Source organism: Leisingera methylohalidivorans DSM 14336, assembly GCF_000511355.1.
Taxonomy (GTDB): domain Bacteria; phylum Pseudomonadota; class Alphaproteobacteria; order Rhodobacterales; family Rhodobacteraceae; genus Leisingera; species Leisingera methylohalidivorans.
On record NC_023135.1, the window covers coordinates 2,883,180 to 2,898,198 of the forward strand.

The following is a 15,019-nucleotide window of genomic DNA, read 5'->3' on the forward strand; positions in this document are numbered from 1 at the left end:
CCCACTGTGAGATGTGCAAGATCTCGCAGCACGGGATAGGCGCTACAATGTGGGGCCGGGACAGCGCATACGGCCAAGGGCCCTTGATGCTTTTTGAAGGGCAAGCAGACGGCCGCTGAACCGGCAAGCCGGTGCTGACGCTGACGCCGAAGGAGGTAAGCCGCTGGCGCTACCGCAACAGCACCCGGGAGAAGGCTGGATCGGTGGTTGCCGTCTATCAGGATCTCGGCCAGGGCAAGCCAGTGGAATGCACCGCGGGCGAGGGCGAGCCTGTCCAGCGGATCAAACGCCGGTTTCCAAATCAGGCAGCGGCACAGAAGGCGGCCGAGGCCGAACTGCAGCGCTTGTAGCGCGCGGGCCGGTCCCTGTCGGTGACGATGCCGGGCGATCCGGATGCCATGGCCGAGGACAAGCTGCGGGCGGCCGGGTTCAGGCCTTACACTGACGGGTCCTGGCTGATAACCAGGGCCACGCATTCGCTGGACAGCGGTGGTTACCGGACAGCTTTAGAGGCAGAACCCCTACCCTGAGAATAGCACCAAATTTGCCAGTACCAGGAAGGCCGCGGCAGCGATGGTGATTACTCCCCAGATAAACCAAGCATCGCCGGAAATTTTCAGGCTTCTTCGCCCGTCTGTCGCCTGAATGCTGTTCTTTTTTATGGCGGGATCGGAGATCCTGTGTTTATAGTTTCTCATATATACTGCTCCTGATTTTGGAGTGGTTTCATCTGGGCGCGAGGCGAAGCTTTGGACGGTTAAGCCTTGCGCCCGTTCATATTCCGGTATGGGTACACAAGTGGTCAACGTAAAATTTACGCCTTGGCAACGATCTTTGCTGTTGACGCTATCTGCGGCTTGAAGGGTCAAAATGACTCTTTTCCTTTCCGTATTTTGTACGGCGGATCGGGTAGGGGGCTATATCTTGGCTACCATACCAGAGAGCTGCTTTAGCTCCGATCTGGGAATCTCTGTGGATAACATGCGGATTTCCGTGTCCCGATAGGAGACATCTGCCCCGTTTTTTGGCGGACAAAAGAATGACAGCCCGTTCCTGAGGATGGGTGCAAGACCTCTGTTTCCCGGATTCTCGACGTGTTCACGGAATGTCTCGGCAAATCAACAAGTTATGCAGCCGAAAAGTAACAATCCGCGCTAGATTTAGATTCTGGCGCCGCAAGGCGTAGGGGTTCAAGTCCCTTCACCCGCACCATCCCGATTTTAAAGGGAAAATTCGGACCGGAGAGCCTGCTGCTCCGCGGGTGATTCCGAGTGTTTTACACTTTGTTTTACACTCTTGATTCTGTTTTTGTTCTGTTTCGGCGCAGCTAAGCCGTCTTGGATAGCTGTTTTTGCCTTGCCTGTTGGCGGTACTTTTTCCCCATCTCAGGCGATTGGTGTCCGGTAACAGACTGAATTTAAGTGTCGGAACATCCGGCCTCCGCCAGTTCCTTGGCCACCGTATTGCGCCAGCCGTGAATCACAAAGTCCTCGGCCTCGATTTTCTTGCGGACCTCGGCCACCAAGCTTTGAGCCCGCCTCTTGCTGAGGTGCTGGGTTATGTTCTTTGCGAGGATGTGTTTGCCCCTGCGCGGCAGTTTTTCAAGGAAGATCTGCAGCCGTTCCGGGCAGAAAATGGAAGGCCGTGCTCCGGTTTTCTCCTGCACAACATCCATGTAACCGCCTTGAAAGTGCGCCCATTCCATAGCGACCGCGTCGCCAATGCACTGCCCTGTACCGATGCAGAGTTCATAGATAGCTCGTTCAATCGTTAGGCTTAAATTGTCGCTATAGCGCTCATAAGCTGTCAGTTTTGGCTCAAGCCTGGCTTCATAGCTTCCGCCTTTCTAGTTCTCGACGCCCTGAGCCGGGTAGAAGGTGATCCATTCAAGGTCGATGGCATGCCGGGCCAGAATCGAAAGCTGTTCCACCATCGCATTGGGTTTGCGCCATTGGTCCGCATATTCGTCACGCGCTGCGATAACGTTATTGCGGCGCAGCTTGGTGAAATCCTTCGGCCCGTTCTTCTTTCGGATCAAATCCAGTGTACGCCGGTATCCGGCCTTCTTGCTGGCTTTCAGGCCTTTGAAGCGCGGCGTTTGGTATTAGCTGGTAATCAGGGTGGGCTTTGTTGCACGAATCTGGATGTGTCCATACTTCCCCATTCCCGGACGGTTTCCCCCTACAGGCTCGGCAACAGGTATACCAAGAGCAGTATCGCGATTGAGGACGGCAATGCGGACCTGGATTTCCGCAACTTGGCGGTCGAAGTCCCGCGCCATGAGGCTTTGGCCGAGCAGTTTGATCGAGCAGTTTGATACAGTGCATCCAATCGCCGGGAAAATGATCCCCCCGATCACTTTCAGACCCTCCTCATATCCCGGCGCGGCGCCGGCGCTGGTATCCAGTCAACCGTCGCCATAGGGCGCGGCCCAGGTATTTTGCGGCCCGTAGAGCTTCGGTCCGTGCGATGGCACCCGCGCTTGCCGGCTTCCAGGGTTTGGCGTTTTTGCGCGGAGGAATGACGGCATGCGCGCCGCGCGCGGCAATCGCGCCGCGGCACTTCCGGGTGTCGCAGGCACCATTTTCGGTCACTGATCCGATGCCTTGATCGGGTGGAATTTGGTTGAGTAGTCCGGGCCGCATGGGCGCATCAGCGATGTTGCTGGTGGTGGCCTCGACCGTTCGAACCTCCAACGTTTCTGCGCCGATCCCGATGTGTATTTTGCGCCAGATGCGCCGCTTGGGGCCGCCGTGTTTGCGGGCATTCCACGCGCCTTCGCCTTCGCCCTCGGCCTTGATGCCGGTGCTGTCCGCTGCCCGGCAGTGGTTTGTTTGCAAGCCATGAGACGGGATGAGCAGGTTCAGCGGACCGCTGCCGCCGCGATATGGCAGGCTTGCCTTCAGCGTCTTCTGACGGCGGCACAATGTGCTGAAATCCGGTGCCGCCCAGTCCAGCCCGGCCAGCCGCAACAAGCATTGCACGACGCCGGTGGTTTGCCGCAAAGGCATGCCAGACAGGACCTTCAGGGTAAGGCAGGCCTGGATTGCCGCATCGCTGAATTGGCATTGGCGGCCAGGCTTGCCTGTTGGCGGCGGCGGCCAGACCCTCTCGGGATCAAACCAGATCCAGCATCAACCCGCCGCTCTCCCCGAGGATGACCGCTGCGATAGCGGGCAAGTTCATGGATACCCCTGTCCAGACTGACATTCCGCCCGCCGTGAAACCACCCGCTATAACAATGACTGACAGGAGCACGCCTGCGCATGTGCGACTTGGATGGCATCGGCTGCAACGGGCCATTTAGTCACATCGAATACTGTGTTCGCAGCATGGAGAATGAGCACACCGAATGCGAGGGCCACCCAGATTATGTCCGCACCACCCGCCTGCGAAGATCGCGCCGTGTCCCACAGGAGGAAAAGCACCTCAACAAAGCCGGGGATGACGGCTGAGATTGCGCCTTTGCTCAAACTTTGGGGGCTTATTGCTGCCGACAGGCCCAGTGTCATGATCGGCATGGTGGCGACAACTACGACGACCAGAACGAAGACTGGCAGGTGCGGTGCGGCAAAGCTTTCGAGCGAAAACGGGAAGTTGAAGCCCAACAGTCCGCTCATGATGCAGAAGACGACCATTGTCTTTCTCAATGGTGGCCATAGTCAGTCCATCATGTCGCCGTCAGAGAAAGGGACCTCCGGATTGGGATTGGGGCCGGGGTCGGCGATCTCGGGTTGGGCTCCTCCGCCATCATCGAGATCGGCTAGGAGATCGAGGTGCTCTGCGAAGGCGTGCCGCCGCTGCGCGGTGTCTGTATGCCGTGAGAACCTGGCAATATCCCGTTTGAGCTCCTCGGGCGTCTTGGGCAACGGGATGAGTCCTGCGAGGGCTTTCGGGCCATAGCTCTCGGTGTTGGCGTCGTTAATGAATCCCCGCCGCGCTGCGCGTTCGTCTGCGTCTTCATGGCGACGCTGCGACAGCCAAGAGTCGAGTTCGATGCCGGACTTGCCGACCCACTCCGGTTCCGCGGCAGTTACACTCATCCACGTGCCGTCATCGGCGCTAATACCAATGGCGCCGATATCGCCATGCCAGCGCAGCACTTCAGCCTCGCGAACGCCAGGCGTGTTGGCAACCCAAGGAAGTGGAAGTCCTTATAGGCAAGGTCCCTACCTTTCCGCCCGATCGCATGGTCGAGCGGCACCCGGTCCATGATAATTTTGCGCACATGGTGCCAACGGCAGGTAAGCCGGCTTCTGACACGGATTGCCGGATGCGGCGATCATTCTCCGTCTCGATGGCCGCGACAACGCTTTCGGCGATAGAAGCGACCGTCTGCCGCTCTTCATCCAGAAACATGTCGACGAGCCGTCCCACATAGGCCTCGGCTTCATCCGAGTATCTAGAGTGACCGCCGCACTTCCGATATCCGTCGAACAGCCCTTCGTCGCCGTGGGATCTCCACTTATGGAATCACTTCCAGTAGGTGCGCCCGCTCTGGACGCCTTGGCTGAATTCGAACTCCTTGGCCTTTTCCGCCCTAGTTTTGCGGATGCGGGCCCCGCCGCGTTTGGAGACCTTGCGAACCTTGGCAGCCATATGAGCGCCCTACATATAGATCAAGTCTTGGCCTCGCGGGATCTTTGGTCCGATTTCGGGACAGCTTTGCCCCTATTCACAATATGCCTCGGCGGGATCTCGTAAGCTATTCCGCCGCAACTTGATCCCGATTTACAGTAGGCTGAATCCGTCCGGGAAAGGGGAAGCACGCCCGTTACCGGATTGGTGCAGTATCGTCCTATTGTCCCAATGTTTCGCGCGCGAAGCATTCCGGCAGCAAGGCTGACATATTCGCAAACGGATTGGAAGGCGCAATATTCCAGGTGGCCCTGTTCAGCACTATATGTTAGCGATAACTCAACTCAAACCAGCCGTCTGGCAACTGAGGCAATTGAATTGCCCCGCCCCAGGCGGCACAATGGCACTGCCCCTATAGAACAGCGATGTAAAATCAATGGTTTCCCGCGTCATCCCCGTTGAACCCTTTGACCTCGTGCTGTTTGGCGCGACCGGCGACCTGGCCCGCCGCAAGATCCTGCCGGCCTTGTTTCACCGTTTCCAGATCGGCCAGTTCAGCGATAAATGCCGCATCATCGGCAGCTCGCGCAGCGCACTGACAGCCGAGGCGTTCCGCGCCCAGACCGCCGATGCGATCCGCGATTTCGGCCAGGATGTGGAGACCACACCCGCGGAAATCGCCGGTTTCACCGACCTTTTGGACTATGTCGCTGTGGATGCGCGCAGCGACAGCGGCTGGGATGTGATTCACGGGAAACTGCGCGACGACGCCGTGCGCGCCTTCTACCTGTCGGTCGGCCCGTCACTGTTCACCGATATTGCCCGCCGCCTCAGCGAGACCGGCATCGCCACGCCGGACAGCCGCATCGTGTTGGAAAAACCATTTGGCCATGATCTGGCTTCGGCTCAATCCCTGAACACCGCGCTGCGGGCGCATTTCGAGGAACGGCAGATCTACCGGATCGACCATTACCTGGGCAAGGAAACCGTGCAGAACCTGATGGCGCTGCGCTTTGCCAATTCGCTGTTTGAACCCTTGTGGAACAGCTCTCACATCGACCATGTGCAGATCACCGTCGCCGAAAGCATCGGCGTTGAGGGGCGCGGGGACTACTACGATAAATCCGGCGCCATGCGGGACATGGTGCAAAACCACCTGATGCAGCTCCTGTGCCTCACCGCAATGGAACCGCCCGCCCAGTTCACTCCCAACGCGGTGCGCGACGAGAAGGTCAAGGTGATCGAGGCGCTGCGCCCGGTACCGCAGTCCAGCATCGCCCGCGGCCAGTACCGGGGGCGCAACGCCGGCAAATCCAGCGACAGCTACCGCGACCATGCCGGCAATCCCGCCAGCCGCACCGAAAGCTATATCGCCCTCAAAGTGGAGGTGGCGAACTGGCGCTGGGCCGGGATCCCGTTCTATCTGCGTACCGGAAAATGCCTGCGCGACCGGGTCAGCGAGATTGCAGTCTATTTCCGCGACCCGCCGCACAACATCTTTGCAGGCTCCGGTACTGTGCATGGCAATGTACTGGTGATCCGCCTGCAGCCGGATGAGGGCATTACGCTGAAGACCACAATCAAGGATCCCGGCCCCGGCGGCATGCGCCTGACGGGCGCCAACCTGGACATGACATTCGCGGATGAGCTGCCTGAATCCGGCCGCCCGCAGGACGCCTATGAGCGGCTGATCATGGATGTGATCCGCGGCAACCAGACCCTGTTCATGCGCGGCGACGAGGTTGAGGCCGCCTGGAACTGGGCCGACCCGATCATCGCCGGCTGGGAGGACGCAGGCGAAGCGCCGCAGCCCTATGACAGCGGCAGCACAGGGCCCGATGATTCATTGCTGCTGATCCACCGCGACGGCCGCCGATGGCGCAGTATCGGAACCTGAGATGACTGCCCTCCCCTTTGCCCCCGCAGTTTGCTACAAAGGCACCCCATGAGCTTGAATTCCACCCTGACCGCCGTCACCGACCGCATCATCGCCCGCAGCGAGGCCACCCGCACGGCCTATCTCGAGCGGATGGCTGCTGCCCGCGGCAAGGGGCCTGCACGAGCGCATCTGTCCTGCTCCGGCCAGGCCCATGCCTATGCCGCCACCGGGGCGGACCAGCAAACGCTGGCCCAGGGCGCCAAGGGCCATCTGGGGATTGTCACTGCCTATAATGACATGCTTTCGGCGCATCAGCCGTTTGAAACCTACCCGGCGCTGATCCGCGACGCCGTGCGCAAGAGCGGCGGCACTGCCCAAGTGGCCGGCGGCGTGCCTGCCATGTGCGACGGCGTCACCCAAAGCGAACCAGGCATGGAGCTCAGCCTGTTTTCCCGCGACACCATCGCCATGGCTGCGGGCATCGCGCTGAGCCATAATGTGTTTGACGCTGCGGTCTTCCTCGGCGTCTGCGACAAAATCGTGCCCGGGCTGGTGATCGGCGCGCAGGCGTTTGGCCACATCCCGGCGGTGTTCCTGCCTGCAGGGCCGATGACCAGCGGTCTGGCAAACGATGAAAAAGCCAAGATACGCCAGCGGTTTGCCGCCGGCCAAGTCGGGCGCGAGGACTTGCTGAAGGCCGAAATGGCCGCCTATCACGGCCCCGGAACCTGTACCTTTTACGGCACGGCCAACACCAACCAGATGCTGATGGAGTTCATGGGGCTGCACCTGCCCGGCTCCTCCTTTGTCACCCCCGGCACGCCGCTGCGCGAAGCACTCACCGTCGAGGGCGCCAAACGGGCGCTGTCGCTCAGCGCGCTGGGGAACAATTATACCCCGGTCTGCGACGTGCTGGACGAAAAAGCCTATGCCAACGGCATTGTCGGGCTGATGGCCACCGGCGGCTCCACCAACCTGTTGATCCATCTGATCGCCATGGCCCGTGCCGGCGGCATCCTGCTGGACTGGCAGGACTTCTCAGACCTGTCTGACGTGATCCCCCTGCTGGCGCGGGTCTATCCCAATGGCCTCGCCGATGTGAACCATTTCCACGCGGCCGGCGGCCTTGGCTACATGATCGGCGAACTGCTGAAGGCCGGCTGCCTGCATCCCGATACCAAAACCGTGGCGGGCGACGGGCTGGAGAACTACGTGATGGAGCCGTTCCTGTCCGAAGACGGCCTGACCTTCCGCGCCGGTCCGGGGCAAAGCCTGAACGATGCCGTGCTGCGCCCGGCGGATGCGCCGTTCCAGGCGACCGGCGGATTGAAGCGGCTGACCGGCAATCTGGGCACGTCGGTGATCAAGGTCTCGGCAGTGGCCAAGGAACACCAGGTGATCGAGGCCCCCGCCCGCGTCTTTCATGACCAGGAGGCAGCCAAGACTGCCTTCAAGGCAGGCGCGCTGACGGGCGACGTGATCATTGTGGTGCGCTTCCAGGGGCCCAAAGCCAATGGTATGCCGGAACTGCACGGCCTGACCCCGATGCTGGGCATCATGCAGGGCAAAGGGCAGAAGGTGGCGCTGGTCACCGACGGGCGGATGTCCGGGGCCTCCGGCAAAATCCCCGCAGCGATCCATGTGGTGCCCGAAGCGCTGGACGGCGGCCCGATAGCCAAACTCCAGGACGGTGACATGCTGCGGCTGGACGCGGTGCGCGGCACGCTGGAAGTCCTCACCGGCGGCGTGCTGGAGCGCGGCGCCGCCACTGCCGACCTCAGCGCCTATCAGCATGGCACCGGGCGTGAGCTGTTTTCCCTGTTCCGCCGCTCGGTTGCCTCGGCCGACGAAGGCGCCAGCGTTTTTGGAGTTTAGCATGATGCGGATTACCCCTCAGGACGCCAGCCTGCGCACGTGCGGGATCTGCACCCTGGCCCCGGTGATGCCGGTGCTGGTGGTGAAGGATGCGGCCCATGCCCGCCCCCTGGCCGAAGCGCTGGTGGCGGGTGGCTTGCCTGCGCTGGAAGTCACCCTGCGCACAGGTGCGGCACTGGATGTGATCCGCGAAATGGCGCAGGTGAAGGGCGGCGTGGTCGGGGCGGGCACGCTGATCACCCCCAAAGACGCCGAAGCCGCCAAGGAAGCCGGCGCGCAATTCGGGGTTTCCCCCGGTGCGACGGATGACTTGCTGGATGCCTGCGAGTCCATCGGACTGCCGCTCTTGCCCGGCGCCGCCACCGCAACCGAGGCGATGCGGCTGCTGGCGCGCGGCTATGGGATGCTGAAGTTCTTTCCGGCTGAAACCTCAGGCGGCGCGCCCGCTCTGAAAGCGATCGGCGCACCCTTGCCGCAGATTTCCTTCTGCCCCACCGGCGGCATCACACCAGCCAATGCGGAAAGCTACCTGAGCCTGCCCAATGTGGTCTGCGCGGGCGGCAGCTGGGTGGCGCCTGCCGATCTGGTCGAGGCTGGCAACTGGGCTGCAATCGAAGCCATTGCCCGGGACGCGAGCCAGCTCAGAAAGAGTTAAGCCACCGCAAAATCAACCGGCCGGCTCTGCCCCTGCCATAGCCGGCGGTCTTTTCACGGCCCGCAGTTTTTCCGCGGTGTCCCCCACGGGGACACCGCTGTAGAATATCCCCTGGGGCCTGCGCGCTATCCGCTGCCAGCGGATCATGGCGCGCCCGCACCGCCAAAACCAAGGTCGTTTTGATAGGCAAACAGCGCCGGCAGCCCGCCGGTGTGCAGCAGCAGCACTTTCTGGCCTGTGCGGATGCTGTCCTCCTTCAAGAGGCCAAGCAGCCCGGCGAAAGTCTTGGCAGAATAGACCGGGTCCAGCAGGATCCCTTCTGCCTTGGCCATGCATTGAAGGGCAGCCCGGGTGGCCGGGCCTGCGCGGCCATATCCCGGCGCGAGCGCACCGTCCCAAGTGAGAATGTCATCGCGGCCAAATGGAGGCGGGATGTCTATCAGGTCTGCCAGCGCATCCGCCACTTTCTCCAGCCGTGACTTCTGCGACGCAGCATCGCGGCGCACGCAGATGCCAAAAACCGGCGCGGTGATGCCTGCGAGGCGCACACCGGTAAGGAACCCGGCGTGGGTGGCACCGCTGCCCGACGGCACCACGGCCGCATCAAAGCCGCCGATCTGCGCTGCCAGCTCTGCCCCGCCCTGCACATAGCCCAGCGCGCCAAGCGGCGGATGGCCGAGGCCAAGCGGAATGATGTAAGGTATTCGGCCCTCGGCACGCAGGTGTTCGGCGCGGGTTTCCAGCGCGGCATCCGCGCCGGCCTCATCCTCGCCCTCCGGGTAGCTCATCGCATCGGCACCCAGAATCTCCGACAGGAAGATATTGCCCGATCTGTAGTAAAGCGGATCCATGCCCGGCACCCGCTCCTCTCGCTGCAGCACTGCCTGCATTCCGTGTTTCGCAGCCGCGGCGGCGGCGGTGCGGGCAAAATTCGACTGCACCGCGCCGGTGATCAGGATGGTATCGGCCGCAGCGGCGCGTGCGGCACCGATGTAAAATTCCAACTGGCGTGTCTTGTTGCCGCCAAAGCTGAGGCCCGTGAGGTCGTCGCGTTTGATCCAAAGATCAATGCCCAGGTCAGCCGACAACCGGTTAAGGCGTTCCAGAGGTGTCGGCTGTGCCAGCAGGCTGGCACGGGGAAAGGCCGAGAGGAGCGTTTCGGTCCGGGGCATGGCGGTCTCCTTTGGCTGGATCAGATGGTGCGGACGGCTTGCAGAAACGCCGTCCGCAGGCTGACTTTGATGCCGAAGCCTGACGGGTCAACAGAAATCTGCGCGGCGATGGCCGGGGCGGCGTTTTCGCACAGCGGGTGCTCAGGACCGCCACAGGCGTTGCGCGCGGCGGGAAGGAGGCGCTCCGCGGGTAAGCCTTGCTGCAACTGTTGTTTTCCCGCCTTTCAGCCCCCATTTGCACTGCAAGACGTTGATAATCAAAGGACCGGCCGCATGGCAGAGACCCCTGACCGCCCCGCCCTCAGGGTGGATATCATTTCGGATGTTGTCTGCCCCTGGTGCGCAGTCGGCTATCATCAGCTGGCCTTTGCCGCCCGCCGCGCCGGAGTTCCGCTCGACATCCACTGGCAGCCGTTCGAATTGAACCCGGACATGGTGCTGGAAGGCGAGGATCTACGGGAGCATCTGGCCGCGAAATACGGCAGCACGGCGGAACAATCGGCGCAGGTGCGGGCGCAATTGACAGAGCTGGGCGAAGCGCTGGGGTTCACCTTCCGCTTTTATGACGGGATGCGCATCTACAACACGTTCCAGGCGCATCAGCTGATCGAATGGGCGGAAGAGCGCGGCAAGGGCCACGAGATGAAGCAAGCGCTACTGGAAGCCTATTTCACCGATGGCAAAGATATTTCGGACCTGGAGGTTCTGACGCAGGCTGCCGAAAGCCTCGGCCTGGACGGCGCGGAAGCCCGTGCCGCGCTGGACAGCGGCAAGCATGGAGACAGTGTGCGCCAACGCGAAGCGTTCTGGGTGAACCAGGGCATCCGCGGCGTGCCCGCGATGGTGTTCAATGGCCGCCACCTGGTGACCGGGGCGCAAGGGGTGGAAAATTATGCCAGCATTCTGGAACAACTGATGCCTACCGGGTGTCAAACAGGCTGAGGGCAGCGCAGCGCCCGCCCAGGGGGGCGGACGGGCGGTAAGTCATTTTTACGACGAGCTTAGGCCTGCGGCAGGCACTGGGTGATGGCGGTTTCCAGTTTATCGATCACTTCTGCAATCTGCTCCTCGGTGATGATGAAGGGCGGCGCCAATAGGATGTGGTCGCCGTTCTGACCGTCGCGGGTGCCTTGCATCGGGTAGCAGATCAAACCGGCCTGAAACGCCGCCTTCTTGATATTCTTAGCCAGATCCAGCGCCGGATCAAAGGGCGCCTTGGTTTCACGGTCGGCAACCAGCTCGACCCCGCGGAACAACCCGCGGCCGCGGATGTCGCCGACGTTGGGATGCTTGCCGAAACGGTCGTGCAGTGCAGTCTGCAGCTTCTCTCCCATTTCGGCGCTACGCTGCACCAGCCCGCGCTCCAGCAGTGCCTTGACGACAGCAAGCCCCGCGGCGGTGGCCACCGGGTGGCCGATATACGTGTGGCCGTGCTGGAAGAAGCCGGAACCGTGCTCAATCGCTTCATAGATCTGCCGGGTGCAAAGCATGGCGCCAATCGGCTGATAGCCCGCGCCCAGCCCCTTGGCGATACACAGAATATCCGGCGCCACCCCATCCGCCTCGCAGGCAAACAGATGGCCGGTGCGGCCCATGCCGCACATGACTTCATCAAGGATCAGCAGCACGCCGTACTGGTCGCAGATCTCGCGGATGCGTTTGAAATAGCCCGCAACCGCCGGCACCGCGCCGGAGGTGGCGCCCACCACCGGTTCCGCCATGAAGGCCATCACGGTCTCGGGGCCTAGGCGCAGGATTTCCGCCTCCAGCTCATTCGCTACCCGCTGGCCGTAGTCAAAGCTGCTTTCGCCATTTGCTTTCCCCACATATTCGTAGCAGGCTGAGATGTGCGAAATGTCGATCAGCAGCGGTGCAAACTGGGCCCGGCGCCATTCGTTGCCACCCGCAGCCAGCGCCCCAAGAGTGTTTCCGTGGTAGCTTTGCTTGCGGGCGATGATGCGGCGGCGCTGCGGCTCGCCGCGTTCCAAATGGTACTGACGGGCGAGTTTGATCGCTGCCTCAGTGGCCTCGGAACCACCGGAAACAAAATAGACCCGGTCGATGTCCCCCGGCGCATTGGCCACCAGCAAATCCGCCAATTCTTCGGCCGGTTCGGAGGTGAGAAAACCGGTATGGGCAAAGGCCAGCTTGCCGACCTGATCCTGCACCGCTTTGATCACATCAGCGTCGGAATGACCCAGGCAGGAGACCGCTGCACCTCCGGAACCGTCAAAGTAGCGCTTTCCATCTGCGTCGATCAGATAGCAGCCGTCGCCGGATACGGCAGTAGGCAGCGCGGCCTTGGTGTGGCGGGGGAACACGTGAGACATGATCAGCACTCCTTGAGGCGATGGCCCGCATCCCGCGCGGCCTGAACGAAGGCGGCAACCGAGGCTGCATTGTCTGCCAGCAGCCCGCCTTCCGGTGTTTCGATATTATTCTCAAATCCGATTCGCGCATCCCCGCCTGTGGCGATGGCGGCCAGCAGGCAGGCGTGTTCGTGACGGCCAAAGGCGCAGACGGCCCAGTTGAGGCGCAAATCTGCCGTGGCGTCACGAAAAACAGCCAGCCCGGCGGGCTGCGCCAGAACCGGCGGGGTGTATCTGCCCAGAACAAAAATCGCATCGCGCATGGCGCCCGGCACGGTGCCGTCCTTATACCAGGCGCCCAGCCGGGCGATGCAATCGGGACCGTAGAGGATATGCTGCACCTCAGTGCCAGCCTCGGCACTCAGCGCATAGACCCGCGCGGCAAGCAGCGGATCCCGCGCCATTTCCCGCACCGAGACTGAGGCTGCGGCGGGGCGCAGCGCCTCCAGGCAGGCGAGCTGGGCGGCCGCATCATAGATCCCGGCGCTTTCGGTGGTGATCTGCACCGCCATGCCCGGTACGCTTTCCCGCACCGCATCAAGGGCTTCGCGGTAGCGGCCCGCATCCAGAGAGTGCCGCCCTTCGCCGTCACGCACATGAAGATGCAGCGCCTGGGCACCTGCAGCAAAACAGGCGGCTGCAGTCTGGGCCGTCTGCTGTGGCGTCACCGGCAGCTGCGGGTGATCACCGCGCCCGCGCCGGGCGCCGTTCGGAGCCACCATCAATCTGTATTCTGCCACCGGTTCCCTCCTTTGCGGCCTGTCTTGCCGCGACACGCTTTCAGGATACCTTCAGCTTGGCCTTTCGGGACACCCGCTCTCAAGGCGGAAACGTCAGAACATTTGTTCCAGGTGGTCCGGCGTCCGATACGCCGCCGGTGAACCGCTTGCGCCGGGTATTTCTGGACCTAAGAAAGCGGATGCTCTGGCCCTAACGAATTCCCGGAAACTGACGTTTCTGGTACATAATACGCCTCAGAAGCCCTGTAGGGTCCCGGGCAGCCTGTTTCACTTCTAACGCCGAAAGGACATGTCATGGACGGCACGTTCAACGAAAACGATCTCTCCCGTGTGGTCGAGGCCGACAAGGCCCACATGTGGCATCACCTGTTCCAGCACAAGGCGCTGGAAACCTCCGACCCGCGCATCATTGTCGAGGGCAAGGGCATGCGCGTCTGGGATCAGAACGGCAAGGAGTTCCTGGATGCAGTCTCCGGCGGGGTCTGGACCGTCAATGTCGGCTATGGCCGCGAAAGCGTTTGTAAAGCCGTCTACGAACAGATGATGAAGATCTGCTATTTCGCCAACTCCGCCGGCTCCATCCCCGGTGCGCTGTTTGCTGAAAAGCTGATTGAAAAGATGCCGGGCATGACCCGCGTCTATTACACCAACTCCGGGTCCGAGGCCAACGAGAAGGCCTTTAAGATGATCCGCCAGATCGCCCACAAGAAATACGGCGGCAAGAAAACCAAGATCCTGTACCGCGACCGTGACTATCACGGCTCCACCCTGGCGACCATGTCGGCAGGCGGCCAGGACGAGCGCAATGCGCAGTACGGCCCGTTCGCGCCGGACTTTGTCCGCGTCCCCCACTGCATGGAATACCGCAAGCATGAGCTGGGCCTTGAGCACCTGTCCGGCCGCGAGTTCGGCATTGCCGCAGCAGACGCCATCGAGGAAGTCATTCTGCGCGAAGGCCCGGAAACCGTTGGCGGCCTGTGTCTTGAGCCGGTGACCGCTGGCGGCGGCGTCATTGAGGCCCCCGAGGGCTACTGGGAGCGGGTGCAGGAGATCTGCAAGAAATACGACGTGCTGCTGCACATCGACGAAGTGGTCTGCGGCGTCGGCCGGACCGGCAAATGGTTCGGCTACCAGCAGTACGGCATCAAACCGGACTTTGTGACCATGGCCAAAGGCGTCGCCTCGGGCTATGCGGCGATTGCCTGCATGGTGACCACCGAGGAGGTGTTCAACATGTTCAAGGAAGACGCCGGCGATCCGCTGAGCTATTTCCGCGACATCTCGACCTTCGGCGGCTGCACCGCAGGTCCCGCTGCGGCGCTGGAAAACATGCGCATCATCGAAGACGAGAACCTGCTGGACAACTGCAGCGCCATGGGCGAGCGAATGCTGAACAATCTGCGCGCCCTGATGGAAAAGCATGCGGTTATCGGTGACGTCCGCGGCAAGGGCCTGTTCCTGGGCGCCGAACTGGTTGCCGACCGCGAAACCAAGGAGCCGGTGGACGAGAAACTGGCCCAGCAGGTTGTCGCGGAATGCGGCGCGCAGGGCGTGATCATCGGTGTCACCAACCGGTCGCTGCCGGGCCGTAACAACACCCTGTGCTTCAGCCCGGCGCTGATCGCCACCGCAGAGGACATCGACCAGATCTGCGATGCGGTCGACAAGGCTCTGACCAAAGTATTCGGCTGACACCTCTCTCTGCCGGACGATCAACTGCGCCCCGGAATGCCCGGGGCGCTTTTTCGTTT

At 61.9% G+C, this 15,019-nt stretch carries 16 protein-coding genes and 1 pseudogene; 6 read left to right on the top strand and 11 right to left on the bottom strand.

What is annotated here, in order from left to right; genetic code table 11:
- Positions 1 to 131: 131 nt before the first annotated feature.
- A complete protein-coding gene (locus METH_RS22725) occupies positions 132 to 350 on the top strand; it encodes a hypothetical protein (protein ID WP_024091161.1) in 219 nt (72 codons plus the stop codon).
- Between the two features lie 171 nt (positions 351 to 521).
- Here the strand turns inward: METH_RS22725 and METH_RS23985 are convergent, their stop codons facing one another.
- The 7 genes and pseudogenes from METH_RS23985 to METH_RS25180 all read right to left on the bottom strand — a co-directional run bounded on the left by METH_RS23985 (position 522) and on the right by METH_RS25180 (position 4,599).
- Complete coding sequence (locus METH_RS23985; protein WP_156927494.1) at positions 522 to 869, bottom strand: hypothetical protein; 348 nt, start codon at positions 867 to 869, stop codon at positions 522 to 524.
- 548 nt (positions 870 to 1,417) lie between these two features.
- Positions 1,418 to 1,810: a tyrosine-type recombinase/integrase gene (locus METH_RS22730; protein WP_084013800.1), complete on the bottom strand. Its 393-nt coding sequence runs from the start codon at positions 1,808 to 1,810 to the stop codon at positions 1,418 to 1,420.
- Between the two features lie 36 nt (positions 1,811 to 1,846).
- Positions 1,847 to 2,038, bottom strand: coding sequence for a hypothetical protein (locus tag METH_RS22735; RefSeq protein WP_024091164.1), 192 nt, complete (start codon positions 2,036 to 2,038; stop codon positions 1,847 to 1,849).
- Positions 2,039 to 2,179: 141 nt separating this feature from the next.
- Positions 2,180 to 3,128: pseudogene (locus METH_RS14190) on the bottom strand (IS5 family transposase); the annotation flags it as partial.
- A gap of 105 nt (positions 3,129 to 3,233) precedes the next feature.
- A complete protein-coding gene (locus METH_RS14195) occupies positions 3,234 to 3,620 on the bottom strand; it encodes a hypothetical protein (protein WP_156927496.1) in 387 nt (128 codons plus the stop codon).
- A gap of 42 nt (positions 3,621 to 3,662) precedes the next feature.
- Positions 3,663 to 4,103: a hypothetical protein gene (locus METH_RS14200; protein ID WP_044008437.1), complete on the bottom strand. Its 441-nt coding sequence runs from the start codon at positions 4,101 to 4,103 to the stop codon at positions 3,663 to 3,665.
- Positions 4,104 to 4,473: 370 nt separating this feature from the next.
- A complete protein-coding gene (locus METH_RS25180) occupies positions 4,474 to 4,599 on the bottom strand; it encodes a hypothetical protein (RefSeq protein WP_281173392.1) in 126 nt (41 codons plus the stop codon).
- Positions 4,600 to 5,014: 415 nt separating this feature from the next.
- On the opposite strand from METH_RS25180, the gene zwf reads away from it, so the two are divergent.
- Genes zwf through eda form a run of 3 tightly spaced genes read left to right on the top strand, consistent with a single transcriptional unit; the run spans position 5,015 to position 8,987 of the window.
- Complete coding sequence (zwf, locus tag METH_RS14210) at positions 5,015 to 6,475, top strand: glucose-6-phosphate dehydrogenase (RefSeq protein WP_024091169.1); 1,461 nt, start codon at positions 5,015 to 5,017, stop codon at positions 6,473 to 6,475.
- Positions 6,476 to 6,523: 48 nt separating this feature from the next.
- On the top strand, positions 6,524 to 8,332 hold the full coding sequence (edd, locus tag METH_RS14215; protein WP_024091170.1) for a phosphogluconate dehydratase: 1,809 nt from the start codon (positions 6,524 to 6,526) through the stop codon (positions 8,330 to 8,332).
- Positions 8,333 to 8,336: 4 nt separating this feature from the next.
- Positions 8,337 to 8,987, top strand: a complete 651-nt coding sequence (gene eda, locus METH_RS14220; protein WP_024091171.1) for a bifunctional 4-hydroxy-2-oxoglutarate aldolase/2-dehydro-3-deoxy-phosphogluconate aldolase — start codon at positions 8,337 to 8,339, stop codon at positions 8,985 to 8,987.
- A gap of 143 nt (positions 8,988 to 9,130) precedes the next feature.
- Here eda and METH_RS14225 read toward each other — a convergent pair whose 3' ends face one another.
- Complete coding sequence (locus METH_RS14225) at positions 9,131 to 10,159, bottom strand: D-cysteine desulfhydrase family protein (RefSeq protein ID WP_024091172.1); 1,029 nt, start codon at positions 10,157 to 10,159, stop codon at positions 9,131 to 9,133.
- A gap of 20 nt (positions 10,160 to 10,179) precedes the next feature.
- A complete protein-coding gene (locus tag METH_RS14230; RefSeq protein WP_024091173.1) occupies positions 10,180 to 10,365 on the bottom strand; it encodes a hypothetical protein in 186 nt (61 codons plus the stop codon).
- A 67-nt stretch (positions 10,366 to 10,432) separates the two neighbouring features.
- On the opposite strand from METH_RS14230, the gene METH_RS14235 reads away from it, so the two are divergent.
- Positions 10,433 to 11,101 (top strand): DsbA family oxidoreductase, encoded by a 669-nt coding sequence (locus METH_RS14235; protein ID WP_024091174.1) that lies wholly within the window; start codon positions 10,433 to 10,435, stop codon positions 11,099 to 11,101.
- A 59-nt stretch (positions 11,102 to 11,160) separates the two neighbouring features.
- On the opposite strand, the gene METH_RS14240 is transcribed toward METH_RS14235, so the two are convergent.
- Both METH_RS14240 and METH_RS14245 read right to left on the bottom strand, forming a co-directional pair.
- Positions 11,161 to 12,489 (bottom strand): aspartate aminotransferase family protein, encoded by a 1,329-nt coding sequence (locus tag METH_RS14240; protein ID WP_024091175.1) that lies wholly within the window; start codon positions 12,487 to 12,489, stop codon positions 11,161 to 11,163.
- 2 nt (positions 12,490 to 12,491) lie between these two features.
- Positions 12,492 to 13,268: a beta-keto acid cleavage family enzyme gene (locus METH_RS14245; RefSeq protein ID WP_024091176.1), complete on the bottom strand. Its 777-nt coding sequence runs from the start codon at positions 13,266 to 13,268 to the stop codon at positions 12,492 to 12,494.
- Positions 13,269 to 13,562: 294 nt separating this feature from the next.
- Between METH_RS14245 and METH_RS14250 the strand changes: the two genes are divergently transcribed.
- The gene (locus METH_RS14250) at positions 13,563 to 14,960 is read left to right on the top strand and encodes an aminotransferase family protein (RefSeq protein WP_024091177.1); all 1,398 of its coding nucleotides are present in this window, start codon (positions 13,563 to 13,565) and stop codon (positions 14,958 to 14,960) included.
- The last annotated feature ends 59 nt before the right edge of the window (positions 14,961 to 15,019 follow it).